This window comes from Streptomyces sp. NPDC060031 (genome assembly GCF_042736805.1).
Lineage (GTDB): Bacteria > Actinomycetota > Actinomycetes > Streptomycetales > Streptomycetaceae > Streptomyces.
The window spans coordinates 32340-56875 of the sequence record NZ_JBHWVM010000039.1 but is presented as its reverse complement, the minus strand read 5'-3'; the positions used below and the strand labels follow the sequence as shown (position 1 = coordinate 56875).

The 24536-nt window shown below is 71.4% G+C and carries 25 protein-coding genes; 7 read left to right on the top strand and 18 right to left on the bottom strand.

The window, feature by feature from the left end:
• Nucleotides 1-3: 3 nt before the first annotated feature.
• From nuoK to ACFWB8_RS19240, 11 genes are read right to left on the bottom strand one after another with little or no spacing between them, the layout of a single operon-like run.
• On the bottom strand, nucleotides 4-303 hold the full coding sequence (gene nuoK, locus ACFWB8_RS19290; RefSeq protein ID WP_007265827.1) for an NADH-quinone oxidoreductase subunit NuoK: 300 nt from the start codon (nucleotides 301-303) through the stop codon (nucleotides 4-6).
• Entirely contained in the window at nucleotides 300-1115 is an 816-nt protein-coding gene (locus tag ACFWB8_RS19285; RefSeq protein WP_385228000.1) for an NADH-quinone oxidoreductase subunit J, read from the bottom strand. Before ACFWB8_RS19285 ends, nuoK begins: the two co-directional genes overlap by 4 nt.
• Nucleotides 1112-1723 carry an NADH-quinone oxidoreductase subunit NuoI gene (nuoI, locus tag ACFWB8_RS19280; protein ID WP_385227997.1) on the bottom strand — a complete coding sequence of 204 codons (612 nt, stop codon included), beginning with the start codon at nucleotides 1721-1723 and terminating at the stop codon, nucleotides 1112-1114. Before nuoI ends, ACFWB8_RS19285 begins: the two co-directional genes overlap by 4 nt.
• Entirely contained in the window at nucleotides 1716-3101 is a 1386-nt protein-coding gene (nuoH, locus tag ACFWB8_RS19275; protein WP_385227994.1) for an NADH-quinone oxidoreductase subunit NuoH, read from the bottom strand. The genes nuoI and nuoH overlap by 8 nt, the downstream gene beginning before the upstream one ends.
• The gene (locus ACFWB8_RS19270) at nucleotides 3098-5605 is read right to left on the bottom strand and encodes an NADH-quinone oxidoreductase subunit G (RefSeq protein WP_385227991.1); all 2508 of its coding nucleotides are present in this window, start codon (nucleotides 5603-5605) and stop codon (nucleotides 3098-3100) included. The genes nuoH and ACFWB8_RS19270 overlap by 4 nt, the downstream gene beginning before the upstream one ends.
• Nucleotides 5602-6993: an NADH-quinone oxidoreductase subunit NuoF gene (gene nuoF / locus ACFWB8_RS19265; RefSeq protein ID WP_385227988.1), complete on the bottom strand. Its 1392-nt coding sequence runs from the start codon at nucleotides 6991-6993 to the stop codon at nucleotides 5602-5604. Before nuoF ends, ACFWB8_RS19270 begins: the two co-directional genes overlap by 4 nt.
• Complete coding sequence (gene nuoE / locus ACFWB8_RS19260; protein ID WP_385227985.1) at nucleotides 6993-7730, bottom strand: NADH-quinone oxidoreductase subunit NuoE; 738 nt, start codon at nucleotides 7728-7730, stop codon at nucleotides 6993-6995. The genes nuoF and nuoE overlap by 1 nt, the downstream gene beginning before the upstream one ends.
• On the bottom strand, nucleotides 7727-9052 hold the full coding sequence (locus ACFWB8_RS19255) for an NADH-quinone oxidoreductase subunit D (protein ID WP_385227982.1): 1326 nt from the start codon (nucleotides 9050-9052) through the stop codon (nucleotides 7727-7729). The genes nuoE and ACFWB8_RS19255 overlap by 4 nt, the downstream gene beginning before the upstream one ends.
• Entirely contained in the window at nucleotides 9052-9774 is a 723-nt protein-coding gene (locus ACFWB8_RS19250; protein WP_385227979.1) for an NADH-quinone oxidoreductase subunit C, read from the bottom strand. Before ACFWB8_RS19250 ends, ACFWB8_RS19255 begins: the two co-directional genes overlap by 1 nt.
• Nucleotides 9771-10325: an NADH-quinone oxidoreductase subunit B family protein gene (locus tag ACFWB8_RS19245; protein ID WP_007265818.1), complete on the bottom strand. Its 555-nt coding sequence runs from the start codon at nucleotides 10323-10325 to the stop codon at nucleotides 9771-9773. The genes ACFWB8_RS19250 and ACFWB8_RS19245 overlap by 4 nt, the downstream gene beginning before the upstream one ends.
• Before the next feature lie 15 nt (nucleotides 10326-10340).
• Nucleotides 10341-10700, bottom strand: a complete 360-nt coding sequence (locus ACFWB8_RS19240; RefSeq protein ID WP_190182942.1) for an NADH-quinone oxidoreductase subunit A — start codon at nucleotides 10698-10700, stop codon at nucleotides 10341-10343.
• A gap of 712 nt (nucleotides 10701-11412) precedes the next feature.
• Here ACFWB8_RS19240 and ACFWB8_RS19235 point away from each other — a divergent pair.
• The 4 genes from ACFWB8_RS19235 to ACFWB8_RS19220 all read left to right on the top strand — a co-directional run bounded on the left by ACFWB8_RS19235 (nucleotide 11413) and on the right by ACFWB8_RS19220 (nucleotide 13562).
• Nucleotides 11413-12258 (top strand): C40 family peptidase, encoded by an 846-nt coding sequence (locus tag ACFWB8_RS19235; protein ID WP_385227974.1) that lies wholly within the window; start codon nucleotides 11413-11415, stop codon nucleotides 12256-12258.
• A gap of 220 nt (nucleotides 12259-12478) precedes the next feature.
• Nucleotides 12479-12784, top strand: coding sequence for a hypothetical protein (locus ACFWB8_RS19230; RefSeq protein ID WP_385227971.1), 306 nt, complete (start codon nucleotides 12479-12481; stop codon nucleotides 12782-12784).
• Between the two features lie 92 nt (nucleotides 12785-12876).
• Entirely contained in the window at nucleotides 12877-13119 is a 243-nt protein-coding gene (locus ACFWB8_RS19225) for a hypothetical protein (RefSeq protein WP_385227968.1), read from the top strand.
• A complete protein-coding gene (locus ACFWB8_RS19220; protein ID WP_385227965.1) occupies nucleotides 13116-13562 on the top strand; it encodes a DNA-binding protein in 447 nt (148 codons plus the stop codon). The genes ACFWB8_RS19225 and ACFWB8_RS19220 overlap by 4 nt, the downstream gene beginning before the upstream one ends.
• Before the next feature lie 61 nt (nucleotides 13563-13623).
• Here ACFWB8_RS19220 and ACFWB8_RS19215 read toward each other — a convergent pair whose 3' ends face one another.
• Nucleotides 13624-14907, bottom strand: a complete 1284-nt coding sequence (locus tag ACFWB8_RS19215) for a geranylgeranyl reductase family protein (RefSeq protein WP_385227963.1) — start codon at nucleotides 14905-14907, stop codon at nucleotides 13624-13626.
• 98 nt (nucleotides 14908-15005) lie between these two features.
• Here ACFWB8_RS19215 and ACFWB8_RS19210 point away from each other — a divergent pair, with 98 nt between their 5' ends.
• Nucleotides 15006-15581 (top strand): GNAT family N-acetyltransferase, encoded by a 576-nt coding sequence (locus ACFWB8_RS19210; RefSeq protein ID WP_385227960.1) that lies wholly within the window; start codon nucleotides 15006-15008, stop codon nucleotides 15579-15581.
• A 137-nt stretch (nucleotides 15582-15718) separates the two neighbouring features.
• On the opposite strand, the gene ACFWB8_RS19205 is transcribed toward ACFWB8_RS19210, so the two are convergent.
• On the bottom strand, nucleotides 15719-16630 hold the full coding sequence (locus tag ACFWB8_RS19205) for a glutaminase (RefSeq protein ID WP_385227957.1): 912 nt from the start codon (nucleotides 16628-16630) through the stop codon (nucleotides 15719-15721).
• A gap of 7 nt (nucleotides 16631-16637) precedes the next feature.
• Nucleotides 16638-17330, bottom strand: coding sequence for a demethylmenaquinone methyltransferase (locus ACFWB8_RS19200; RefSeq protein ID WP_385227954.1), 693 nt, complete (start codon nucleotides 17328-17330; stop codon nucleotides 16638-16640).
• A 235-nt stretch (nucleotides 17331-17565) separates the two neighbouring features.
• Here ACFWB8_RS19200 and ACFWB8_RS19195 point away from each other — a divergent pair, with 235 nt between their 5' ends.
• Together ACFWB8_RS19195 and ACFWB8_RS19190 are read left to right on the top strand one after the other, a co-directional pair.
• The gene (locus ACFWB8_RS19195) at nucleotides 17566-18480 is read left to right on the top strand and encodes a DUF3152 domain-containing protein (protein ID WP_385227951.1); all 915 of its coding nucleotides are present in this window, start codon (nucleotides 17566-17568) and stop codon (nucleotides 18478-18480) included.
• A 61-nt stretch (nucleotides 18481-18541) separates the two neighbouring features.
• On the top strand, nucleotides 18542-18823 hold the full coding sequence (locus tag ACFWB8_RS19190) for a response regulator transcription factor (protein WP_385227948.1): 282 nt from the start codon (nucleotides 18542-18544) through the stop codon (nucleotides 18821-18823).
• Here ACFWB8_RS19190 and ACFWB8_RS19185 read toward each other — a convergent pair.
• From ACFWB8_RS19185 to ACFWB8_RS19170, 4 genes are all read right to left on the bottom strand, one after another.
• Complete coding sequence (locus tag ACFWB8_RS19185) at nucleotides 18789-19460, bottom strand: hypothetical protein (protein ID WP_385227945.1); 672 nt, start codon at nucleotides 19458-19460, stop codon at nucleotides 18789-18791. The two genes, ACFWB8_RS19190 and ACFWB8_RS19185, sit on opposite strands and share 35 nt — an antisense overlap.
• 20 nt (nucleotides 19461-19480) lie before the next feature.
• On the bottom strand, nucleotides 19481-20680 hold the full coding sequence (gene mqnC / locus ACFWB8_RS19180) for a cyclic dehypoxanthinyl futalosine synthase (protein ID WP_385227942.1): 1200 nt from the start codon (nucleotides 20678-20680) through the stop codon (nucleotides 19481-19483).
• 97 nt (nucleotides 20681-20777) lie between these two features.
• Nucleotides 20778-21521, bottom strand: a complete 744-nt coding sequence (locus tag ACFWB8_RS19175) for a prepilin peptidase (RefSeq protein WP_385228027.1) — start codon at nucleotides 21519-21521, stop codon at nucleotides 20778-20780.
• Between the two features lie 2 nt (nucleotides 21522-21523).
• Nucleotides 21524-24502, bottom strand: coding sequence for a BTAD domain-containing putative transcriptional regulator (locus tag ACFWB8_RS19170; protein WP_385227939.1), 2979 nt, complete (start codon nucleotides 24500-24502; stop codon nucleotides 21524-21526).
• Nucleotides 24503-24536 lie beyond the last annotated feature (34 nt).

The window sequence follows — 24536 nt, the reverse complement described above, 5'->3', positions numbered from 1 at the left end:
CCCTTACAGCTTCATCAGGCTGGCGTCGTCGACCGAGGCCGAATGGCGGGTACGGAACAGCGACACGATGATCGCGAGGCCCACCACGACCTCGGCGGCGGCGACGACCATCGTGAAGAACGCGATGATCTGGCCGTCGAGGTTGCCGTGCATCCGGGAGAAGGTGACGAAGGCGAGGTTGCAGGCATTGAGCATCAGCTCGACGCACATGAACAGCACGATCGCGTTCTTCCGGATCAGGACTCCGGCCGCTCCGATGGTGAACAGCAGCGCGGCCAGGTACAGGTAGTTGACCGGGTTCACTTCGAGGCCTCCTCACGGCCGAGCCGCTCGGACGAGGCCTGCTCCAGCGCCTTCAGGTTGTCCAGCGACTCGCTCGACACGTCGCGGATCTGACCGCGGGCGCGCAGCGTCTTGTTCACGGTCAGCTCGGACGGGGTGCCGTCCGGCAGCAGGCCGGCGACGTCCACCGCGTTGTGCCGGGCGTAGACACCCGGCGCGGGCAGCGGCGGGAGCTGCACGCCCTCGCGTACGCGGCGCTCGGCGAGCTCGCGCTGGGTGGCGGCCCGCTCGGTGCGCTCGCGGTGCGTGAGCACCATCGCGCCGACGGCCGCCGTGATCAGCAGGGCGCCGGTGATCTCGAAGGCGAACACGTACTTGGTGAAGATGAGCGTGGCCAGGCCTTCGACGTGCCCGCCGGAATTGATCCGGCCGAGCCCGTTGAAGTGGGTGAGCTTGGCGTTGGCGAGGCCGGCGATCAGCAGGATGCCGAAACCGGTCCCGCACAGGGCGGCCAGCCAGCGCTGCCCCTTGATCGTCTCCTGCAGCGAGTCCGCGGCGGTGACGCCGACGAGCATGACCACGAAGAGGAACAGCATCATGATCGCGCCGGTGTAGACGACGACCTGGACGATGCCCAGGAAGTACGCCCCGTTGGCGAGGTAGAAGACCGCCAGGATGATCATCGTCCCGGCCAGGCTCAGGGCGCTGTGCACGGCCTTCTTCATCAGGATCGTGGACAGGGCGCCGATGACGGCGACGGTGCCCAGGATCCAGAACTGCACTGCCTCACCGGAGGAGGTCACCGAGGCGCCGGCGGCGGCGATGGCGCTCATGCCCCCACCTCCTCGGCGGCGTCCTGCGCGACGGGGGCGCTCTCGCCCTTGGAGACGGCGACCTGCCGGACCGTGCCCGGGGCGGCCCCGGTCACCAGCCCGCGGTAGTAGTCCGTGTCCTGCGTGCCGGGGAAGATCGAATGCGGTGCCTCGACCATGCCCTCGGTCAGGCCGGCCAGCAGCTGCTCCTTGGTGTAGATGAGCGATTCGCGGCTGGAGTCGGCCAGTTCGAACTCGTTCGTCATGGTCAGCGCCCGCGTCGGGCACGCCTCCACGCACAGCCCGCACAGGATGCAGCGGGCGTAGTTGATCTGGTAGACCCGCCCGTACCGCTCACCCGGGGAGTAGCGCTCCTCCTCGGTGTTGTCCGCACCCTCCACGTAGATCGCGTCGGCGGGACAGGCCCAGGCGCACAGCTCGCACCCGATGCACTTCTCCAGACCGTCCGGGTGGCGGTTGAGCTGGTGGCGTCCGTGGAAGCGCGGAGCGGTGGTCTTCTGCTGCTCCGGGTACTGCTCGGTGAGGCGCTTCTTGAACATGGCCTTGAAGGTCACGCCGAAGCCTGCCACCGGGTTCTGCCACTTCTCGCCCTTGTCGGCGTCAGACATTCTCACCACCCTCCTCTCGGTCACTCTCGGTGTTCACGCCGCCACTGACCATCAGCTCCCGCTCGGAGCGGGGCCGTCGACGCGGTACGGGTGCCAGGTGCTGGCCGGGCTTGGGCGGTACGGGGAACCCGCCCGCCATCGGGTCGAACGGCGCGTCGGCCGCCGCCTGTCCGGCCTCCTGCGAGGCCGCCTTCTCCTTCTTGTCGCGGAAGAGGTCCGCGACGAAGGACAGCAGCAGGAGCGCGATGACGCCGCCGCCGACGTAGAGCACGATCTCCTGGAAGTCGTAGTTCTCGTTCCGCAGCGCGCGGACGGTGGCGACCAGCATCAGCCACACCACGGAGACCGGGATCAGGACCTTCCAGCCGAGCTTCATCAGCTGGTCGTAGCGCACGCGCGGCAGCGTGCCGCGCAGCCAGATGAAGAAGAACAGCAGCAGCTGGACCTTGAGGACGAACCAGAGCATCGGCCACCAGCCGTGGTTGGCGCCCTCCCAGTACGTGGAGATCGGCGCCGGCGCCCGCCAGCCGCCGAGGAAGAGGGTGACCGAGACCGCCGAGACGGTGACCATGTTGACGTACTCGGCCAGCATGAACAGCGCGAACTTGATGGAGGAGTACTCGGTGTTGAAGCCGCCGACCAGGTCGCCCTCGGACTCCGGCATGTCGAAGGGGGCGCGGTTCGTCTCGCCGACCATCGTGATGACGTAGATGATGAAGGAGACCGGCAGCAGGACGATGTACCAGCGGTCCGCCTGGGCCTCCACGATCGCCGAGGTCGACATCGACCCGGAGTAGAGGAAGACCGAGGCGAAGGCCGCGCCCATCGCGATCTCGTACGAGATCATCTGCGCGCAGGAGCGCAGGCCGCCGAGCAGCGGGTAGGTCGAGCCGGAGGACCAGCCGGCGAGCACGATGCCGTAGATGCCGACCGAGGCCACCGCGAGGATGTAGAGCATCGCGATCGGCAGGTCGGTCAGCTGCATCGTGGTGCGCTGGCCGAAGATCGACACCTCGTTGCCCGAGGGGCCGAAGGGGATCACCGCGATGGCCATGAAGGCCGGGATCGCCGCGATGATCGGGGCCAGGACGTAGACGACCTTGTCGGCCCGCTTGACGATGACGTCTTCCTTCAGCATGAGCTTCACGCCGTCGGCGAGCGACTGGAGCATGCCCCAGGGGCCGTGCCGGTTGGGGCCGATGCGCAGCTGCATCCAGGCGACGACCTTGCGCTCCCACACGATGGAGAACAGCACGGTCACCATCAGGAAGGCGAAGCAGAACACCGCCTTGACGACGACGAGCCACCAGACGTCCCGGCCGAAGAGGGAAAGGTCCTCGGCGGCAAGCTGTACGAAGTCACCGGGTACCGCGTTCACGCGTCCACCTCCGCAGTGGTGTCGCCGGCGTCCGCCGGGGTGGCCGGCCCGATCCGGACGAGGCCGCCCGGCAGGGCCCCGGTGTCGGCGATGACTCCGGAGCCGGTGGAGTTCAGCGGGAGCCAGACCACCCGGTCGGGCATCTCGGTGATCCGCAGCGGCAGTTCCACGGAGCCGGCCGGACCGGTCACCGCGAGGACGTCGCCGTTCTTCACGCCCGTCTCCGCGGCCGTCGCGGCCGACAGCCGGGCGCTCGCCTCGTGCCGGGTGCCGGCCAGGGCGTCGTCGCCGTCCTGCAGCCGGCCCAGGTCGAGCAGCAGCCGGTGGCCCGCGAGGACCGCCTCGCCCGCCCCCGGCCGCGGCAGCGCCACCGGGTCGGTGGACTGCTCGGAGGCGAGTTCCCCGCCCCACGGACCGAGCCGCTCCAGCTCCCGGCGCACGGCGTGTACGTCGGGCAGCGCGATCGGGCGGTCGGCCGCGTCGGCCAGCATGTGCAGCACCCGCGAGTCGGCGGGGGCCAGCCGGCGGGTCATCTGCTCGGGCTTCAGCGCGGCCTCGAACGGCCGGACCCTGCCCTCCCAGTTGATGAACGCGCCCGACTTCTCGGCGACCGCCGCGACGGGGAACACCACGTCCGCGTGGTCGGTGACCTCACTGGGCCGCAGTTCCAGCGAGACCACGAAGGCCTCCTGGAGGGCGACCCGCGCGCGGACCGGGTCCGGCAGGTCCGTCACCTCGACGCCCGCGACCAGCAGGGCGGAGAGCTCCCCGCCCGCCGCGGCCCCGACGATCTGGCCGGTGTCGCGCCCGTAGCGGTGCGGGAGTTCGTCCAGGCCCCACGCGGTGGCGACCTCGTCGCGGGCCCGCGGGTCGGTGGCCGGACGGCCGCCCGGCAGCAGGGACGGCAGCGCGCCCGCCTCGACGGCGGCCCGCTCACCGGCCCGGCGCGGGATCCACACCAGGCGGGCGCCGGTCGCGGCGGCCGCCCGTACGGCGGCGGTCAGCGCGCCGGGCACACCCGCGAGGCGCTCCCCGACCACGATGACGGCGCCCTTCTCGCGCAGCGCGTCGGCGGCCGCGTGGCCGCCCTGCTCCAGACCGGAGCGGGAGGCCAGCGCGGCCAGCCACTCGGGCTCGGTGCCGGGGGCGGCGGCCAGCAGGGTGCCGCCCGCCTTCTCCAGGCCGCGGGTGGCGAAGGGGGCGAGGGCGAAGGTCCGCTGCTTGTGCTTGCGGTGGGCCTTGCGCAGCCGCAGGAAGACCCCGGGGGCCTCCTCCTCGGACTCGATGCCGACGAGCAGCACCGCGGGCGCCGCCTCCAGCGAGGAGTACGTCACCCCGTCCCCGTCGAGGTCCTTGCCGGTGCCGGCCACGGTGGCGGCCAGGAACTCGGCCTCCTCCGCGCTGTGCACGCGGGCCCGGAAGTCGATGTCGTTGGTGTCGAGCACCACGCGGGCGAACTTGGCGTACGCGTACGCGTCCTCGACGGTGAGCCGGCCGCCGGTCAGCACACCGGCCCGGCCGCGCGCGGCGGCGAGGCCGTTCGCCGCCGCCTCCAGGGCCTCGGGCCAGCTCGCCGGGGCGAGGACCCCGTCGGCGCCGCGCACCAGCGGGGTGGTGAGCCGGTCGGGGCGCTGCGCGTAGCGGAACCCGAAGCGGCCCTTGTCGCAGATCCACTCCTCGTTGACCTCGGGGTCATCCGCGGCCAGCCGGCGCAGCACCTTGCCGCGGCGGTGGTCGGTACGGGTCGCGCAGCCGCCCGCGCAGTGCTCGCACACGCTCGGGGAGGAGACGAGGTCGAACGGGCGGGAGCGGAACCGGTAGGCGGCCGAGGTGAGCGCGCCGACCGGGCAGATCTGGATGGTGTTGCCGGAGAAGTACGACTCGAACGGGTCGCCCTCGCCGATGCCGACCTGCTGGAGCGAGCCGCGCTCCAGGAGTTCGATCATCGGGTCGCCGGCCACCTGGTTGGAGAAGCGCGTGCAGCGCGCGCACAGCACGCACCGCTCGCGGTCCAGCAGCACCTGGGCGGAGATCGGCACCGGCTTCTCGTACGTGCGCTTTTGACCCTCGAAACGGGACTCCGCGTTGCCGTGCGACATCGCCTGGTTCTGCAGGGGGCACTCGCCGCCCTTGTCGCAGACCGGGCAGTCCAGCGGGTGGTTGATGAGCAGCAGCTCCATCACACCGCGCTGGGACTTCTCGGCGACCTCGGAGGTCAGCTGCGTCTTGACGACCATGCCGTCGGTGCAGGTGATGGTGCAGGAGGCCATCGGCTTGCGCTGGCCCTCGACCTCGACGATGCACTGGCGGCAGGCGCCGACCGGGTCGAGGAGGGGGTGGTCGCAGAACCGGGGGATCTCGATGCCGATCTGCTCGGCGGCCCGGATCACCAGGGTGCCCTTGGGCACCGACAGCTCCATGCCGTCGATGGTCAGGGACACCGTGTTCTCCGGCGGTACGGCGGCTTCGCCGCCACCGGCGGGACCGTTCGTGGTGACGGTCATGCGTTCACCTCGGAGTTCTTCTTGGGACCGTCAGCCCAGAGGGTCGACTTCCTGGGGTCGAAGGGGCAGCCCTTGCCCGTGATGTGCTGCTCGTACTCCTCGCGGAAGTACTTGAGCGAGGAGAAGATCGGGCTGGCGGCGCCGTCGCCGAGGGCGCAGAAGGACTTGCCGTTGATGTTGTCGGCGATGTCGTTCAGCTTGTCGAGGTCGGACATCACGCCCTTGCCGGCCTCGATGTCGCGCAGCAACTGCACCAGCCAGTACGTGCCTTCGCGGCAGGGTGTGCACTTGCCGCAGGACTCGTGGGCGTAGAACTCGGTCCAGCGGGTCACCGCCCGCACCACGCAGGTCGTCTCGTCGAAGCACTGCAGGGCCTTGGTGCCGAGCATCGAGCCGGCCGCGCCCACGCCCTCGTAGTCGAGCGGGACGTCGAGGTGCTCCTCCGTGAACATGGGGGTGGAGGAGCCGCCCGGGGTCCAGAACTTCAGCCGGTGGCCCGGCCGGATCCCGCCGCTCATGTCGAGGAGCTGGCGCAGGGTGATGCCGAGCGGGGCCTCGTACTGGCCGGGGCCGACGACGTGCCCGGAGAGCGAATACAGCGTGAAGCCGGGGGACTTCTCGGTCCCCATCGACTTGAACCAGTCCTTGCCCCTGTTCAGGATCGCGGGAACCGAGGCGATGGACTCGACGTTGTTGACGACAGTGGGGCACGCGTAGAGCCCCTCGACGGCAGGGAAGGGGGGACGCAGCCGGGGCTGACCGCGCCGGCCTTCGAGGGAGTCGAGGAGTGCCGTCTCCTCGCCGCAGATGTACGCGCCCGCTCCCGCGTGCACCGTGATGTCGAGCTTCAGCCCGCTCCCGAGAATGTTCTCCCCGAGGTAGCCCGCCTCGTACGCCTCGCGCACCGCCTCGTGCAGGCGCCGCAGCACCGGCACGACCTCGCCGCGCAGGTAGATGAAGGCGTGCTCCGACCGGATCGCGTAACAGGCAATGATCATTCCCTCGATGAGGGAGTGCGGGTTGGCGAAGAGAAGGGGGATGTCCTTGCAGGTTCCCGGCTCCGACTCGTCCGCGTTCACGACGAGGTAGTGCGGCTTTCCGTCGCCCTGCGGGATGAACTGCCACTTCATTCCGGTGGGGAAGCCCGCGCCGCCGCGTCCGCGCAGGCCCGAGTCCTTCACGTACGCGATGAGGTCGTCCGGGGTCATCGCGAGTGCCTTGCGCAGGCCCTCGTACCCCTCGTGGCGCCGGTAGGTCTCCAGCGTCCACGACTCGGGCTCGTCCCAGAAGGCCGAGAGCACGGGCGCGAGGAGCTTCTCCGGGCTCGTGCCTCCCCCGGCCTGTGGCTGGGAGGTGCCCCCGTGGCTTTCCTTGGAGGACACGGTCATCACTCCCCTCCCTCGGTGGTGGCCTCGCCGCGCGGGTGCACGATCGGGGCGTGCGGGGACTCGCCGCGCGCGATGCGCAGGCCGGTCAGGGAGGCGGGGCCCGCGCCGCCGCTCGCCTCGACCGCGCCTTCGCGCTCGTCGGGGAAGCCCGCCAGGATCCGGGCGGTCTCCTTGTACGTGCACAGCGGCGCGCCCCGGGTCGGCTCGACGGGGCGGCCGGCCAGCAGGTCGTCCACCATCGCCTTGGCGGACTCGGGGGTCTGGTTGTCGAAGAACTCCCAGTTGACCATCACCACGGGGGCGTAGTCGCAGGCCGCGTTGCACTCGATGTGTTCGAGGGTGACCTTGCCGTCGGGGGTGGTCTCGTTGTTGCCCACCCCGAGGTGCTCCTTGAGCTCCTCGAAGATGGCGTCGCCGCCCATCACCGCGCACAGCGTGTTGGTACAGACGCCGACCTGGTAATCGCCCGAGGGGCGCCGCCGGTACATCGTGTAGAAGGTGGCCACGGCCGTGACCTCGGCGGTGGTCAGGCCCAGCACCTCGGCACAGAAACGGATGCCGGTGCGCGAGACGTGGCCCTCCTCGGACTGGCACAGGTGCAGCAGCGGCAGCAGCGCGGAGCGGCTGTCGGGGTAGCGGGCGATGACTTCCTGCGCGTCCGCTTCGAGCCGGGCGCGTACGTCGGCCGGGTAGTCGGGGGCGGGCAGCTGCGGCATCCCCAGTTGGACGTCTGTCATCGGTCGACGCCTCCCATCACGGGGTCGATGGAGGCGACGGCGACGATGACGTCGGCGACCTGGCCGCCCTCGCACATCGCGGCCATGGCCTGCAGGTTGGTGAAGGACGGGTCGCGGAAGTGGACCCGGAAGGGGCGGGTGCCGCCGTCGGAGACGACGTGGACGCCGAGTTCGCCCCTGGGCGACTCGACCGCCGCGTACGCCTGTCCGGCCGGCACCCGGAAGCCCTCGGTCACCAGCTTGAAGTGGTGGATGAGGGACTCCATGGAAGTGCCCATGATCTGCTTGATGTGGTCGAGCGAGTTGCCGAGCCCGTCCGGGCCCATCGCGAGCTGCGCCGGCCAGGCGATCTTCTTGTCGGCGACCATGACCGGACCCGGCACCAGCCGGTCCAGGCACTGCTCGATGATCCGCAGCGACTGGCGCATCTCCTCCAGGCGGATCAGGAACCGCCCGTAGGAGTCGCAGGACTCGGTCGTCGGCACGTCGAACTCGTACGTCTCGTATCCGCAGTACGGGTCCGTCTTGCGCAGGTCGTGCGGCAGGCCGGCGGAACGCAGGACCGGGCCGGTGGCGCCCAGCGCCATGCAGCCGGTGAGGTCGAGGTAGCCGACGTCCTGCATGCGGGCCTTGAAGATGGGGTTGCCGGTGGCGAGCTTGTCGTACTCCGGCAGGTTCTTCTTCAGGGTCTTCACCAGGTCGCGCAGCTGGTCCACGGCGCCCGGGGGCAGGTCCTGCGCGAGGCCGCCGGGGCGGACGAACGCGTGGTTCATGCGCAGGCCGGAGATGAGCTCGAAGGCGTCGAGGATCAGCTCGCGGTCGCGGAACCCGTAGATCATGATCGTGGTCGCGCCCAGCTCCATGCCGCCGGTGGCGATGCACACCAGGTGGGAGGAGAGCCGGTTGAGCTCCATCAGCAGGACGCGCAGGACGGTGGCCCGGTCCGGGATCTGGTCGGTGATGCCGAGCAGCTTCTCGACGCCGAGGCAGTACGCCGTCTCGTTGAAGAACGGCGTCAGGTAGTCCATGCGCGTGACGAAGGTGGTGCCCTGCGTCCAGTTGCGGAATTCGAGGTTCTTCTCGATTCCGGTGTGCAGGTAGCCGATGCCGCAGCGGGCCTCGGTGACCGTCTCGCCGTCGATCTCCAGGATCAGGCGGAGCACTCCGTGGGTGGACGGGTGCTGCGGACCCATGTTGACGACGATCCGCTCGTCGTCCGCGCGGACCGCCGACTGGACGATCTCGTCCCAGTCGCCGCCCGTGACGGTGTAGACCGTGCCTTCGGTGGTCTCGCGCGCAGAGGCGTGGTGTGAGGTGGACATCAGCTGTACGACCTCCGCTGGTCGGGAGCCGGAATCTGGGCGCCCTTGTACTCGATGGCGATGCCGCCGAGCGGGTAGTCCTTGCGCTGCGGGAAGCCCTGCCAGTCGTCCGGCATCATGATCCGGGTGAGGGCCGGGTGCCCTTCGAAGACCAGGCCGAAGAAGTCGTACGTCTCGCGCTCGTGCCAGTCGTTGGTCGGGTAGACCTTCACGAGCGAGGGGACGTGCGGGTCGCTGTCCGGTGCGGACACCTCCAGCCGCACGATCCGGCCGTGGGTGAGCGAGCGCAGGTGGTAGACGGCGTGCAGCTCGCGGCCCTTGTCACCGGGGAAGTGCACCCCGCTGACGCCGGTGCAGAGTTCGAAGCGCAGCGCCGGGTCGTCGCGCAGGGTGGAGGCCACCCGTACGAGGTGCTCGCGGGCGATGTGGAGCGTCAGCTCGCCGCGGTCGACGACCACCTTCTCGATGGCGTTCGCGGGAAGCAGGTCCTGCTCCTCCAGGGCCCCTTCGAGCTCGTCGACGACCTCGTCGAAGTACGAGCCGTACGGGCGGGCGCTCGCGCCGGGCAGCGCCACGGTGCGCACGAGGCCGCCGTAGCCGCTGGTGTCGCCGCCGTTGTCGGCGCCGAACATGCCCTTGCGGACGCCGATCACCTCGGGCCCGGCGGAGGCCCTGGGTGCGGGCACGTTGTTGCCGTTCTCCACGGCCGGGTCGTCGCTCACCGCAGGAGCCCCTTCATCTCAATGGTGGGGAGGGCCTTGAGGGCCGCCTCCTCCGCCTCGCGGGCCGCCTCTTCCCGGTTCACGCCGAGCTTCGATCCCTGGATCTTCTGGTGGAGCTTGAGAATCGCGTCCATCAGCATCTCGGGGCGGGGCGGGCAGCCGGGCAGGTAGATGTCCACCGGGACGATGTGGTCGACGCCCTGGACGATCGCGTAGTTGTTGAACATTCCGCCCGAAGATGCGCAGACCCCCATGGAAATGACCCATTTGGGAGCGGGCATCTGGTCGTACACCTGCCGCAGCACCGGCGCCATCTTCTGGCTGACCCGGCCCGCCACGATCATCAGGTCGGCCTGGCGCGGGGAACCGCGGAAGACCTCCATGCCGAAGCGGGCCAGGTCGTACCGGCCCGCCCCGGTGGTCATCATCTCGATGGCGCAGCAGGCCAGGCCGAAGGTCGCGGGGAAGACGGATGACTTGCGCACCCAGCCCGCGGCCTGTTCGACGGTGGTCAGCAGAAAGCCGCTCGGCAGCTTCTCTTCCAGTCCCATGGAAAATTCAGCCCCTCAGTCCCATTCCAGGCCGCCGCGGCGCCAGACGTAGGCGTAGGCGACGAAGACGGTGAGCACGAAGAGGAGCATCTCGACGAGCCCGAAGATCCCCAGCGAGTCGAACGTGACCGCCCAGGGGTAGAGGAAGACAATCTCGATGTCGAAGACGATGAAGAGCATCGCCGTCAGGTAGTACTTGATGGGGAAGCGGCCGCCGCCGGCCGGCATCGGAGTGGGTTCGATGCCGCACTCGTAGGCTTCAAGCTTTGCCCGGTTGTACCGTTTTGGGCCGATCAGCGTGGCCATGACCACGGAGAAGATCGCAAACCCTGCGCCGAGGGCGCCGAGCACGAGGATGGGCGCGTACGCATTCACGCTCCTCGCTCCTTCCAGTCGTCCTTGACCGTTGGACCGCTGCCGGCGCATGTGAGGCAGTTCACAAGCCGGACTGGTGCGCATCTTATGCCCGGTCCTCTGTGATCTGCGACACGGGTTGCAACAACGAGTTTGTGATCTCCACCACCTGACGAACGATCATGAAGTCCGATGAGTGGTGATCTTCGTACGCGAAGCATCCACATGATCACCAAAGGTGACATCCGACCTCGTCGCCGCAGGTGGAAGAGGTGTCGCACTATCAAACCGTGGCCCGTGCAGGCAAATTGGCGGCGCGGCGGCCGTGGTGATAAAGCGATCGCCATCGCCCGGCCGGGGGAGGGTCCGCGTACGGGGGTGGACGCGTGCGTCCGTTCACGAACCCGGGCCCCGGATCCGCCGGCCACTTCACAGCGGGATCACGAACCGGCCACAGCGTCCGCACAGCGTGACGTTCCTGTGACCTGTGCCACTCCGAATTCGCACCGGCGAAAGGGGGCTTGGCCATCTGTGGGGAGGGATGGTAGGTCGAGGGTCAATTCGGACTTATTGCAGAAAACCCATGATCACAGGCTTGCGGAAGCTTGTCCGATTGGTCCGTTACAGCGTCAATAAGACTCCCGAAGCGCCCGGTTAGCCCGCTTCGCGCGCAACTGTGGCGCAGACCACGTTTCTTGAAGGGAACCGCAACCCCCTGATAGCGGTTGTACTCATGTCCCACACCGCTCACATACCCAGCCACCGGAAGCCCCGCCGCAGCGCCTCGAAGCTCGCGGTCCGTGCCGGAGTTGCCGGTGGCGTCCTCAGCACCCTGGCCATGGCGGGCACGGCGAACGCGGCCACGGCCGCCGAGCCCGCGACCGAGACGACGCACGAGATGCCGGTCCTCAGCATGGACCTGGCCGCCGAGGTCTCCTCGTCCGTCACCAAGGCCGCGGAGAACACCCGCGCCGCCGCCCTCGAGGGCGAACTGCACGCGCAGGAGGAGACCGCTCGCACGGGCGCCGCCGCCGAGGCCAAGAAGGCCAAGGAAGACGCCCAGCAGGCCGACGCCGAGCAGAAGGCGAAGGAGGAGGCGGACCGCAAGGCCGAGGCCGAGCGCGCCAACCGCAGCTCCGCCCGCGCCTCCCTGTCGACCAAGTCGGCTTCCTCCGGCTCGACCTCCAGCGACGGTTCCGGCGCTTCCGTGGCCGCCCCGGCGACCGGCTCCGCCGCCGCCATCGTCAACTTCGCCCGTGCGCAGGTCGGCAAGGCGTACGTCATGGGCGGCACCGGCCCGTCCTCGTTCGACTGCTCCGGCCTCGTCCAGGCCGCGTACCGCCAGGCCGGCATCTCCCTGCCGCGCATGTCCCAGGCGCAGTCCTCCGCGGGCACCTCGGTGTCGCTGAGCGCACTGGAGCCGGGCGACATCCTGTACTGGGGCTCCAAGGGCAGCGCGTACCACGTGGCCGTCTACGTCGGCGGCGGCAAGTTCGTCGGCGCGCAGAACTCCAACACGGGCATCGTCGAGCGCTCCCTGAGCTACGACAAGCCCACGGGCGCCGTCCGCGTCCTCTGAGCCGCCCGGGCGCCTAGGGGCGCCCTCCGCTGCCCTGAGCGCCTCCCGGAGGCCTTCAGGCACGTCCGAGCACCGCGAAAGGGCCGGCACTCCCCCGCTCGGGGGCGGAGTGCCGGCCCTTTCGCGTCCCAACCGGCGGCCGGGGCGTACCGATCGGGCCGAAGCCCTGCGAAGATGACCGCGGCGCGCACGCCCGATTCACCCCAGGAGGTGGTGATCCATGATCACCGAGCCGTACGAGGACCAGGGCGGCAGCGGCGCAGACCCGACCGCCCTCCCGGCCGCGGCCGGACTGGGCCTCCTGGCCATGGGCGGCTGGCTGCTCACCACCGCCCGGCCGTGGCACAAGCCGAATCACCCGGTGACCCTCGGCCTCGGCTGGACCGCCTCGGCGGCGCTCCTGATCTGCGGTCTGGTGCTGCTGTCCCGGTGCATCCGGTCCGTGCACCGCTCGGGCGAAGCACCGTACGCATCGCATGAATCGCCCGGATCGCCCGGATCGGCCTGCGCCGGCCCGTACGAATAGGCGGCCCGCGGCTCAGGCCTTCGGGCCACCTTGGTTCCACCGAAGCAACCATCGGACGAGGAAATTCCTACCGGCGGTGTTACGTTTTTGGTATGAGCAGTCACGTAGCACCGCAGGCCGTCGAGCGGGCCGGCAAGAGATCCGTGTCGCTCCCCCAGTCATTGATCAAGGAAGTCGAGGAACGCGCCGGCAAGAGCGGCTTCTCCTCCGTCGTGGCCGAAGCCCTGGAGGAATGGCTCGCCGCGCAAAAGCTCCGCGAGGTCGTGACCGCTGACCGCAAGGCGTTCGGCCCCGTCTCCGCCGAAGCACGGCGGCAGGCGGAACAGGAGTGGTGAGCAAGCGCCTCGAGACCAAGGCAAAGAGCGAGGGCACGCTCGTCCTGGACGCCCAAGGGCTTTCACTGCACGCCGACGGTGACGAGGGGATGCGGGCGCGCATCGAGGTCGCTCAGCAGAGCGGCCGCCGAGTGGCGCTGTCCGCCCTGACGCCCTTGGAGGTGCGCCGCACCGGAGAGGCCGCCAAGCGACTCCAGTTCCTGCTGTCCCGATTCGACGTCACGCCGGTCAACGACGCGGTGACAGAGGCCGCGGCAAAGCTGCTGGACGCCTCGGGCCTTGACGGACACGAATGCCTCGTGGACGCACTCGTGGTGGCCACGGCCGCGCTCTGCACACCTCCGGTACTGCTCGTCACGTCCGACAAGTCGCACATCCCGGCCCTGTGCAAGGCTGCCGAGGAGCTTCCCGGCTCGCCGAGGGTGAAGATCGTCAACGTTTGAGGGCTCAGCCGGCGTAGGCCGGGCCACTCGGCCTTGTGCCGCGCGGCCCGGCCTTGAATGATCAAGCTTTGGGTGCCACCTTCGAGAGGCCGTTGATGATGCGGTCCATCGCGTCGCCGCCGGCCGGGTCGGTGAGGTTGGCCAGCATCTTGAGCGTGAACTTCATCAGCACCGGGTGGCTCAGGCCGCGCTGCGTGGCGACCTTCATGACCTTCGGGTTGCCGATGAGCTTCACGAAGGCGCGGCCCAGCGTGTAGTAACCGCCGTAGGTCTCCTTGAGCACCTTCGGGTAGCTGTGCAGCGCCAGTTCGCGCTGCGCCGGGGTGGCGCGGGCGTGGGCCTGCACGATGACGTCGGCCGCGATCTGTCCCGACTCCATGGCGTACGCGATGCCCTCGCCGTTGAACGGGTTGACGAGCCCGCCCGCGTCGCCGACCAGCAGCAGGCCCTTGGTGTAGTGCGGCTGCCGGTTGAAGGCCATCGGCAGGGCCGCGCCGCGGATCGGCTGCGTCATGTTCTCGGGGGTGTAGCCCCAGTCCTCCGGCATGGACGCGCACCAGGCCTTGAGGACCTCGCGCCAGTCCAGCTCCTTGAAGGCGGCGGAGGAGTTGAGGATGCCCAGGCCCACGTTGGACGTACCGTCGCCCATGCCGAAGATCCAGCCGTAGCCGGGCAGCAGCCGGTCCTGCGGGCCGCGCCGGTCCCACAGTTCCAGCCAGGACTCCAGGTAGTCGTCGTCGTGCCGGGGCGAGGTGAAGTACGTCCGCACGGCCACGCCCATCGGGCGGTCCTCGCGCCGGTGCAGGCCCATGGCGAGGGACAGCCGCGAGGAGTTGCCGTCGGCCGCGACGACGAGCGGGGCGTGGAAGGCGACCGGGGTCTTCTCCACGCCGACCTTGGCCTGCACGCCGGTGATGTGGCCGGTGCGCGGGTCGCGGACGGGCTCACCCACGTTGCAGCGCTCGTACAGCCGGGCGCCGGCCTTCTGCGCCTGGCGGGCCAGGGTCTCGTCGAAGTCGTCGCGCTTGCGGACGAGTCCGTAGTCCGGGAAGGAGGCGAGTTCCGGCCAGTCCAGCTGGAGCCGCTGACCGCCCCCGATGATCCGCAGGCCCTTGTTGCGCAGCCAGCCGGCCTCTTCGGAGATGTCGATGCCCATCGCCACCAGCTGCTTGGTGGCGCGCGGGGTCAGTCCGTCGCCGCAGACCTTCTCGCGCGGGAACGCCGTCTTCTCCAGGAGCAGGACGTCGAGTCCGGCCTTGGCGAGGTAGTAGGCGGTGGTCGAGCCGGCGGGCCCGGCCCCGACGACGATCACGTCCGCGGAGTGTTCGGAGAGGGGCTCGGTCACTGCGGGGTCTCCCGAAGGCTCGATAAAGGGTGCCCAACGGCACGGGACACGTGCAGTCTATGCAGCGAGAGAGATCGCGAACCGAAGGGCTGCCCCCGATGACCCCCTCGCCCAGCTCGTCCAGCTCGTCCAGCTCGCCCGGCCTGCTCAGCTCGCCGGACCGGCCGCTGCCCGCCGTACGGCTTCGCGTGCCCACCGACGAGGACGCGCACGCCTGGCACCGCGCATTCGACGACCCGGACGTGATGGAGTTCCTCGGCGGGCCCGCCGAGCTGTCCGCGTACGAAGAGCTCACCGCGCGCCAGCGCATGCACGACGCACGGCTCGGCGTCTGCCTGTGGACCCTCCTCGACGAGGAGGACACGGTGCTCGGCTTCACGGGCGCGCAGCCGTGGCCCGCGGAGAAGGAGTGGGGGCCGGTCGGCGAGATCGAGATCGGCTGGCGGCTGGGCCGCTCCGCGTGGGGGAAGGGGTACGCGTACGCGGCCGCGCTGGCCACGCTGGAGCGGGTCCGGGAGGCCGGTGTCCCCCACGTCGTCGCCATGATCAACGACGAGAACGCGCGCTCGATCGCGGTGGCCGAACGGCTCGGCATGACCCTGGCGGAGCGCTTCCTCCTGCCCGGCGGCACGCGCCACGGCCGCCGCTACGAGCTGACGCTCGGCCAGGACTGACGGGACTGACGGGGCTGACGGGACTGACGGGGCTCTGCGCGAGCTGCCCCCGTTTCGGGGGCTCCGCCCAGACCCCCGCCTCAAATGCCGGCGGGGCTGGACTCGGCCGATGCCGCCGGCACCATCCGCCCCGCGCGTCAGAAGACGCTCAGGCCCGTCAGGGTCGTGAAGCGGTCGAGGGCCGCCACACCCGCGACGGAGTTGCCCTGGGGGTCCAGCCCCGGGCTCCACACCGCGAGGGTGCACTGGCCGGGCACGACCGCGACGATGCCGCCGCCGACGCCGCTCTTGCCGGGCAGGCCGACGCGGTAGGCGAACTCGCCTGCCGCGTCGTACGTCCCGCAGGTCAGCATGACCGCGTTGATCTGCTTGGCCTCGCTGCGCGTCAGCAGCCGCGAGCCGTCCGCGCGCAGCCCGTGCCGGGCCAGGAAGCGGGCTGCGCGGGCCAGGTCGGCGCAGCTCATCTCGATGGAGCACTGCCAGAAGTAGTGGTCGAGCAGGGCCGGCACGGGGTTGTCGATGTTCCCGTAGCTGGCCATGAAGTGCGCGACGGCGGCGTTGCGGTCACCGTGCTCGTGCTCGGAGGCCGCCACCTCGGCATCGAAGGCGATGTCCGGATTGCCGCTCTCCTCCCGCAGGAAGCGCAGGAGTTCGCTGCTCGCGTCGCCGGTCAGGGTCTGGAGCCGGTCGGTGACGACGAGCGCGCCCGCGTTGATGAACGGATTGCGGGGGATGCCGTTCTCGTACTCCAGCTGCACGAGGGAGTTGAACGGGTTGCCGGACGGCTCCCGGCCCACCCGCTCCCACAGGCTGTCGCCGCCCTCGGCGAGCGCGAGGGCCAGGGCGAAGACCTTGGTGACGGACTGGGTGGAGAAGGGGACCTGCCAGTCGCCCACCCCGAAGGCGTTGCCGTCGAGGTCGACGACCGCCATCCCGAACTGTCCCGGGTCCACGGACGCGAGTGCCGGGATGTACTCGGCGGGCGTCCCGCTGCCGACCAGCGGGACGATGTCCTCCGCGACCTGCTCCAGCAGCGTCTGGTAGTCCACGAGGGGCCTACTGCTTGGTGCCGCGGTGCAGCGCGACGATGCCGCCGCTCAGGTTGCGCCAGGCGACCTTGCCCCAGCCGGCCTTCTGCAGCAGCGCGGCCAGCGCGGGCTGGTCGGGCCACTCGCGGATGGACTCGGCGAGGTAGACGTACGCGTCGGGGTTGGACGACACCGCGCGGGCCACCGGCGGCAGGGCGCGCATCAGGTACTCGGTGTACACGGTCCGCAAGGGCGCCCAGGTGGGCTGCGAGAACTCGCAGATGACGACCTGGCCGCCGGGCTTGGTCACCCGGTACAGCTCGCGCAGGGCGGCGTCGGTGTCCTGGACGTTGCGCAGGCCGAAGGAGATGGTGACGGTGTCGAAGACGCCGTCCTTGAACGGCAGCTTCGTCGCGTCGCCCGCGGTGAGCGGAAGCCAGGGGTTGCGCTTCTTGCCCTCCCGCAGCATTCCGAGGGAGAAGTCGCACGGGACGACGTACGCGCCGGTCGCGGCGAACGGCAGCGAGGAGGTGGCGGTGCCGGCGGCGAGGTCGAGCACGGTGTGCCCGGGGCGGGCGGCGACCGCCTTGGCGACCTCCTTGCGCCAGAGGCGGGCCTGGCCGAGGGAGAGGACGTCGTTGGTGAGGTCGTAGTTCGCGGCCACGCCGTCGAACATGGAGGCGACTTCGTGCGGCTGCTTGTCCAGGGAAGCGCGGGTCACTGGCGTTGGCCCCTCGGTGTACGGATCGGCTGGTACCACCCCATCCTCTCAGGTACGGGCGCGCCCCCACCCCCGGGGCGGAGCCCCGGGAGTGGAACTGGCCCGGAGGACAGTTACGGAACGTGGCGCCCCCCGGTTGACTGGGCCCGCGCGGCCCGGTGACGGTCACCCGCCGGAGCGAGGGCCCCACCACCGGCCCCTCCGTGGCGGCCGCCACGAGCAAAGGGCTTCACGCATGCCGGCAGGCCATTCCACCGGTCGACCCCGCCGCACCGTCGCCACCCGCGCGGGCCGCCGCGCGGCCGAGCGCCGCAGGCGGCTGCGCCGTACCCTCCTCCTCGGCTCGGCCGCCGTGCTCGTCGCCGTCTCGGCGACGGCGTACGCGATGGCCCCGGGCGACGAGGTCGCCACCGTCGCCGACCGTCGCGCGCAGGGCTCCCCCGGCGACCAGGCCGGCCCGGCGGAGCGGCCCGCGCCTTCCGCCTCGGCCACGTCCTCGAAGACGCCCCGGGCGGCCACCGGCAAGCACTCCCCCTCGCCCTCCCCGTCGGCCTCCGCGTCCGCCAGTGCCCCGCCGCCCGCCTCCGCACCCGCCCCCGGGGGCTTCGCCGCCTCCTCCCTGGCCGGTCTGCCCCAGGGCAAGGGCCCGGTGCGCCGCTGGCGGCTGGAGGTCGAGGAGGGCAGCGGGGTCGCCCCGGACACCGCCGCCCGGGCCGTGGAGGCGATCCTCGGGGATCCGCGCGGCTGGATCCACGACCCGGCGTACGGCTTCCAGCTCGCCGGGGCCGGCCAGCCGGTGGACTTCACCGTGAAGATCGCGACGCCGACGACCACCGACCTGCTGTGCGAGGTGGTCACTCCGGAGCTGAAGGGCGAGACCAACTGCCGCGCCGGCCACACGGTGGTGGTCAACCTCAAGCGCTGGCAGGAGGGATCACCGCAGTTCGGCGGCACGGTGGAGGAGTACCGGGCGCTGATCGTCAACCACGAGGTCGGGCACGAGCTCGGCCACGAGCACGAGACCTGCCCGGGCCCGGGCAAGCCGGCGCCCGCGATGATGCAGCAGATCAAGGGGCTGCTCGGCTGCACGGCCAACGCCTGGCCGTTCGACGGGAACGGAACCTACCTGTCCGGTCCTCGCGTCCCCTAGAACAGGACAGGATGGGATGGGGCCGGGCGGCCGGTCCCGCCGGGGGCGAGGAGTGGGAACCGTGCGCGTCGTCAGCTTCAGTGTCCCCGCCTGGTTCCCGTCGTACGACGCCCCGGCAGCTCCGCACGCCCAGCTGACGGAGCAGGAGTCGGCCGTGTTCCTGTGCCTGGCCACCGGCGCCTCGAACGCGGAGCTGGCCGCCGAGCTGCAACTGTCCGTCAGCACGGTCAAGTTCCACGTGCACAACATACGGACCAAGCTGGGCGGGATCAGCCGTCTCCAGGCCTGCCTGCTCGCCGCGCTCGCGCTCAGCGGCGGCGGTGCAGCAGCCGTCCCCCGATGACCGTGGCCACACAGGTGGTCGGCCCCTGCTCCAGCAGTTCGTCCGGGCCCGCCACCGCGAAGGCCGCGAACCGGGCCGGGGCGCCGGGCTCCAGCACCCCGTGGAAGGCCCGCTCCAGCGACTCCCGCCCGGCACGGGGGTCCCCCCGGACGAAGTCTGGGAGAGGGTCCGGGGACGGCGCGCCTTCGTCACCCGCGGGCGGCAGGATCGTCAGCCCGGACCGCACCACCGCGGTCCGCACCGCCGGGACGGTGAACCGGCCGGACACCGCCACCACCCCGCGCGCCAGCAGCTTCTGCGTGCCGCGCCGGGCGCTGTTGCCCCAGCGGGCCTCGGTCATCTTGAGGTCGGCCAGCGCCGCGGCCCCGGTGACGGGTCCGGCGCCGAGCTCGGTGATCTCGTACGGGTCGTCGGGGTAGTACGTCCGCTCCAGCAGCGCGTCGGCGCCGCGCGCCAGCAGCCCCGGGGTGAGCACCCCGGGCCAGCGGCGGACCCGGGCGTGCGGGCAGGCCGCGCCCAGCTCCTCGTACGGGCCCACGCGGGCGATCCGGTCGCCCTCGACGAGGACGGCGCCGCCGGGCAGGGGTGCGGACCCCGGCCCGGGGACGAGGAGTTCGGCGGTGTGGAGCGTCAGCATCGGCAGCGGGCTCGCAGGCGTCAGTTCGTGGAGATGAGCTTCAGCTCGGGGTGTGCGGTGCCGCCTTCGATGGCGGTGGAGGAGATGTGCGAGACCACGCGGTCGTCGACCGGGTCGTTCGCCGGGTCGTCGTGCACGAGGAGGTGCTCGTACGTCGTGGCGCGCTGCGCCGGGGTGCGGCCCGCCTTGCGGATCAGGTCGATGATCTCCTGGCGGTTGGAGCGGTGCCTGGCCCCGGCCGAGGAGACGACGTTCTCCTCCAGCATGATCGAGCCGAGGTCGTCCGCGCCGTAGTGCAGGGAGAGCTGGCCCGCCTCCTTGCCGACGGTGAGCCAGGAGCCCTGGATGTGGGCGATGTTGTCGAGGAAGAGCCGCGCGATCGCGATCATGCGCAGGTACTCGAAGACCGTCGCCTGGGTCCGGCCCTTGAGGCGGTTGTTCTCGGGCTGGTACGTGTACGGGATGAACGCGCGGAAGCCGCCCGTGCGGTCCTGCGTGTCACGGATCATCGCGATGTGTTCGATGCGCTCGGCGTTGGTCTCGCCGGTGCCCATCAGCATGGTGGAGGTGGACTCCACGCCCAGCGCGTGGGCGATCTCCATGATCTCCAGCCAGCGCTCGCCGGACTCCTTGAGCGGGGCGATCGCCTTGCGCGGCCGCTCCGGCAGCAGTTCGGCGCCCGCGCCCGCGAAGGAGTCGAGGCCGGCGGCGTGGATCCGCTTGATGGCCTCCTCCGCCGAGACGCCGGAGATGCGGGCCATGTGCTCGACCTCGGACGCGCCGAGGGAGTGGATGACCAGCTGCGGGAAGGCCTTCTTGATGGCACCGAAGTGGTGCTCGTAGTACTCGACGCCGTAGTCCGGGTGGTGCCCGCCCTGGAACATGATCTGCGTGCCGCCCAGCTCCACGGTCTCCGCGCAGCGGCGCAGGATGTCGTCGAGGTCCCGGGACCAGCCCTTCTTGGTGTCCTTCGGGGCCGCGTAGAAGGCGCAGAACTTGCACGCCGTCACACACACGTTGGTGTAGTTGATGTTCCGCTCGATGATGTACGTCGCGATGTGCTCGGTACCCGCGTAACGGCGGCGGCGCGCCTCGTCGGCGGCCTTGCCGAGGGCGTGCAGCGGCGCGTGGCGGTAGAGGTCGAGCGCCTCTTCCTTGGAGATCCGGCCCCCTGCGGCGGCGCGGTCGAGGACAGACTGGAGAGCGGCCTGGTCGGTCACCGGTGCGTCACCTTTCGGCGGTGTGTCAAGAGGTCCGGACCGAGCCAGCCTACGCCAGGGTGGCGACGGCTTCCGGGACACCCCTGGAGATCGCGCTTCAGCCGAGACCGCCGTACACGACCGCGGCCAGCGCCCCGGCGAGCATGAAGGGGCCGAAGGGCATCGCGGTGCTGCGGCCCGCGCGGCGCAGCAGTATCAGGACCAGTCCGTGGACCGCTCCCGCGAGGAAGGCCGCGAAGGTCCCGAGGAAGAGGACGGGCCAGCCGTACCAGCCCAGGACCTGGCCGAGGGTGAGCGCCAGCTTGACGTCTCCGAAGCCCATGCCGCGGGGGCTGATCAGGAAGAGGACCAGGTAGCAGCCGCCGAGGGCCGGCGCGCCCAGCAGGGCCGTCCGCCAGGAGCCCGCCGCCCCGCAGGACAGCGCGGCCAGGCCCAGGCCCGCCGCCGTCAGCGCGGCGAGCGGCAGCGTCAGCACGTCGGGCAGCCGGAACACGGCCGCGTCGACGAGGGCCAGTACGACACCGAACGGCGCGAGGGCCAGCCACACGAACAGTTCGGGCCGGCCCCCGACGGCCGCGGCGAGCGCCCCGCAGGCCGACGCGGTCAGGAGTACGGGCAGCAGCGCGGGCCGGTAGGCCCCGGCGGCTGCGCCGCCGCAGGGCACGCAGAGCGCGCGGCCCAGCCAGCCCCGGGCCGGTCCCGTCAGCGGGTGCCCGGCCGGGCAACCCGTACGCCACGCGTCGTCCCGTTCGACGGCGAGCCGGTAGACGGCACGCGGTACGAGCAGGCCCCAGCCGGCGCCCCAGAGCGCGGCCGCGGCGACGAGGAACGCGAGGGCCATCGTCAGCCCGCCGCCGCGCTGCCGCGCCAGGCCGGCCACAGGTGGTCGAGCAGGGCCTCGGTGCGCGGCGGCAGGCCGCGCCCGTGTTCGCGGCCGCGGGCGGCGAGGGAGGCCCCGAGCGCGGACATCCGGGCCTCGTCGCCGGTGGCGTGGGTCGCGCGCAGCAGTTCGTTCCACAGCCGCTCGTCGTCGGGCGACGAGGACAGTGCGACGGTGACGGCCGAGATGGCCTTCTCGGCCTGCTCCAGTCCGAGGTGGTGCGCCGAGAGGGCGAGGGCCACGTCGGCGACGAGCAGCGGCAGCTGCGCGTCGATGATCTCGTGGCCGAGCCACTGGTAGCGCCCCTCGGGCCGGTCCGCGAGGAGCGGACCGCGGACGAGCCCGAGCGCATCGCCGAGCAGCCGCTCCCGTACGGCGGCGTCCCGCGCCCCGCGGCCCTGCGTCGCCTCGTGGTGCAGCGAGCGCAGCACGTCCAGATCGGACACCACGGACGGGGCCAGGACGAGACGTCCGGCGGCGTCCGCGCTCAGGCGGCCCGCGCCGTCCTCCTCGGTGCCGAGCCACTCGCGCAGCCGCTCGACGAGCGCGTCCCGGACGTCGTCGGTCACGCCGCGCGGCCACAGCGCGGCGGCGAGCACGCGCGGGTTGACCCCCTCGCGGTGGAGCAGGAGCAGGGCGAGCGCCTCGCGCATGAGCACGCTGTGCCCGCTGTCGGGGTCGTCGAGGCCGATGAGCTCGTACGGGCCGACGAGCCGGGCGTAGACGGCCGGCCGGCCGCGCTCTGTGATGTCGACGAGGAACGGGCGGGCTCCGGGGGGCACGGGCCTGTCGTCGTCCGGGGCGGCGTCGTTGAAGAGCCGCACCACCGCCTCGTGCTGGGCCCGGGGCAGCAGCTGCGCCGTGAGTTCGAGTCCCAGCAGCGGCGCGAGCAGCCTGCCGTCGGCGGTGATCTCCAGCTCCCAGGCGGAGCTCTGGAGGTCCTTCGCACCCGTGCCGACGAGGTAGCCGAGGCCGAGGCGGCCCGCGCCCGCGGCGAGGGCGGCCAGCTTCTGCGCCTGCTCCTCGTCGGGCTCAGCGGCGATCAGCACGAGGTGCGGGGCCCAGCGGTTGTCGCGTACGGGGCCGGTCCGGCCGGTGAGTACCGAGTCGTGGCCCGCGACGCCGAGGGCGCCCGAGCGCTGCCGGGTCTCGGCCTCCATGACCTGGAGCATGTCGTCGACCCCGTCGAGGTGGCGCAGCCGGGAGGGCGACAGGGCGCTCAGCTCCTCGCCGAAGCCGACCAGTGTGATCGTCATCCGGTCCGACCAGCCGTTGGTGGCCAGTTCGGCGGCGATCGAGGACATGACCGCGGCGCGGTCCTGCGCCGCGCCCGTCAGGGAGACCAGCCCGGGCACGGATTCGAGGTTGAGCAGCAGCCGGGAGTCGCCCAGCGTGCCGAGGCTGACCAGACCGGGGTACGGGGCGGCGGTGTCGATGTCCCCGTAGGCCTCGGCGGCGGCCCCGTCCAGGGACCAGAACGCCGGGTCCTCGCCGTGGCGCCAGGGAGCCGGCGGGTTGGCGTGGGGCTGGTCGAGCTGGAGGTGGACCTCGCCGGCGGTCAGCCAGGCCGCGTACACGGTCGGCAGCGGACGGGAGGCGGTGGTGAGCGCCTGGGACAGGCCGCGCAGGGCGCGGTCGAGACGGCGTACGGCGTCGGGGTCGGCGCCGACGAGCAGCGCGTCCTGCACGTCGGCCGCGTCGCCGGTGGGCACGGGCGGCGGCGTGCCGCCGCCGCCGGTGACGCCGCGCATGGCGGACTGCCACAGAGCGGTACGGCGGCGCCGGCCGAGCGCGGCCAGCAGGCCGGCGGCCAGCAGCGGCGAGGCGAGGAGCGCCTCGGGCAGGCCCGTGGAGGAGCTGTCCGCGGCCGTCGCGTGCGCCCCGGACGCGGCCCCGGATCCGGAACCGTCGGCGGCCGGGGACGTGTGCCGCGCGGCCCAGTCCCGGGGGAGGACGATCTGCGTGGTGTCGGTGTCCAGGGCGCCCGTGGAAGCGGCCGCGCCCTTTTCGTGCCCGTCGTTGCGCGCCTCGTTGCGCGCCTCGTTGCGCGCCTCGGGCGCGGCCTGCCCGTCCTGCGCGTGATCGCCGGTCTTCGCGTACTCCGTGATCTGCCCGCGCACCTTCTCGGACACCTTCGGCGCCTCGTCCGGCATCTCCACGAGGTCGCCGCCGAACGCGTCCGCGGGCATCTCCATGATCCAGCCGGGCCGGATCAGACTGGCCTTCGAGAGCTGCTCGCCGTCCGGCTGCACCCGGTCCTTGTTGAGCTCGTAGATCTCCGAGTAGCGCCGGCCGTCACCCAGGTGCCGCTCGGCGATCTCCCACAGCGAGTCGTGGTGGCGGCCCTCGGGAGGGTTGATCCGGTAGAACTTCGTCCCGTCCTGGCGGGCCTGTTCGGCCGCCTGCCGTGCGCTCTCGGCCTGCTCCGCCGCCCGTTCCCGAGCCGCTTGCTGCGCCTGCTGCCCCGGGGTCTGCTGGGCGGACGCCGACACTCCCGGGTGGTGCTGGTCGGCCAGGGACTGGCCGACCTGCGACAGGCCGGGGGCGAAGCTCGCCGCGCCGGCCGTCACCAGGAGCAGGGCCGCGACCAGTTGCCGGGCCAGGGCCTGGCTCGCCCCGGCGCCGGGGACGCGCGTCGGCATGCCGAAGCCGGAGACGGCGGCCTTGACCTCGACGAGGACGCAGGCGGTGAACTGCGCCCACGCCAGCCAGACGATCACGGTCAGCACGTCGATGAACGTGTTGACCGTGATGGGCTCCCGCAGCAGGTCCAGCGAGGGCGCCTCGTCCGGCAGCGGCCACCCGACCTGCGACGCGAGCGCCACCGGTACGCCGAGGACGAGCACCGCCAGGGCGAGGAACGCGAGGAACGCCTTGGCGAAGTCGCCGAAGGTCCGCCGTGGTCGGATTGCGGCGCTCGTACGGGAGGTTGTGCGTGCCATGGCGGCTTCCTGTGTGGAGAGGGCGGTGGGGCGA

What these genes read in the sequence shown, in the direction of transcription:
- ACFWB8_RS19285 (WP_385228000.1), bottom strand. Translation starts at nt 1,115, where the DNA reads ATGAGCGCCATCGCCGCCGCCGGCGCCTCGGTGACCTCCTCCGGTGAG.
- nuoI (WP_385227997.1), bottom strand. Translation starts at nt 1,723, where the DNA reads ATGTCTGACGCCGACAAGGGCGAGAAGTGGCAGAACCCGGTGGCAGGC.
- ACFWB8_RS19270 (WP_385227991.1), bottom strand. Translation starts at nt 5,605, where the DNA reads ATGACCGTCACCACGAACGGTCCCGCCGGTGGCGGCGAAGCCGCCGTA.
- nuoF (WP_385227988.1), bottom strand. Translation starts at nt 6,993, where the DNA reads ATGACCGTGTCCTCCAAGGAAAGCCACGGGGGCACCTCCCAGCCACAG.
- nuoE (WP_385227985.1), bottom strand. Translation starts at nt 7,730, where the DNA reads ATGACAGACGTCCAACTGGGGATGCCGCAGCTGCCCGCCCCCGACTAC.
- ACFWB8_RS19255 (WP_385227982.1), bottom strand. Translation starts at nt 9,052, where the DNA reads ATGTCCACCTCACACCACGCCTCTGCGCGCGAGACCACCGAAGGCACG.
- ACFWB8_RS19245 (WP_007265818.1), bottom strand. Translation starts at nt 10,325, where the DNA reads ATGGGACTGGAAGAGAAGCTGCCGAGCGGCTTTCTGCTGACCACCGTC.
- ACFWB8_RS19235 (WP_385227974.1), top strand. Translation starts at nt 11,413, where the DNA reads ATGTCCCACACCGCTCACATACCCAGCCACCGGAAGCCCCGCCGCAGC.
- ACFWB8_RS19230 (WP_385227971.1), top strand. Translation starts at nt 12,479, where the DNA reads ATGATCACCGAGCCGTACGAGGACCAGGGCGGCAGCGGCGCAGACCCG.
- ACFWB8_RS19225 (WP_385227968.1), top strand. Translation starts at nt 12,877, where the DNA reads ATGAGCAGTCACGTAGCACCGCAGGCCGTCGAGCGGGCCGGCAAGAGA.
- ACFWB8_RS19210 (WP_385227960.1), top strand. Translation starts at nt 15,006, where the DNA reads ATGACCCCCTCGCCCAGCTCGTCCAGCTCGTCCAGCTCGCCCGGCCTG.
- ACFWB8_RS19195 (WP_385227951.1), top strand. Translation starts at nt 17,566, where the DNA reads ATGCCGGCAGGCCATTCCACCGGTCGACCCCGCCGCACCGTCGCCACC.
- ACFWB8_RS19185 (WP_385227945.1), bottom strand. Translation starts at nt 19,460, where the DNA reads ATGCTGACGCTCCACACCGCCGAACTCCTCGTCCCCGGGCCGGGGTCC.
- ACFWB8_RS19175 (WP_385228027.1), bottom strand. Translation starts at nt 21,521, where the DNA reads ATGGCCCTCGCGTTCCTCGTCGCCGCGGCCGCGCTCTGGGGCGCCGGC.
- ACFWB8_RS19170 (WP_385227939.1), bottom strand. Translation starts at nt 24,502, where the DNA reads ATGGCACGCACAACCTCCCGTACGAGCGCCGCAATCCGACCACGGCGG.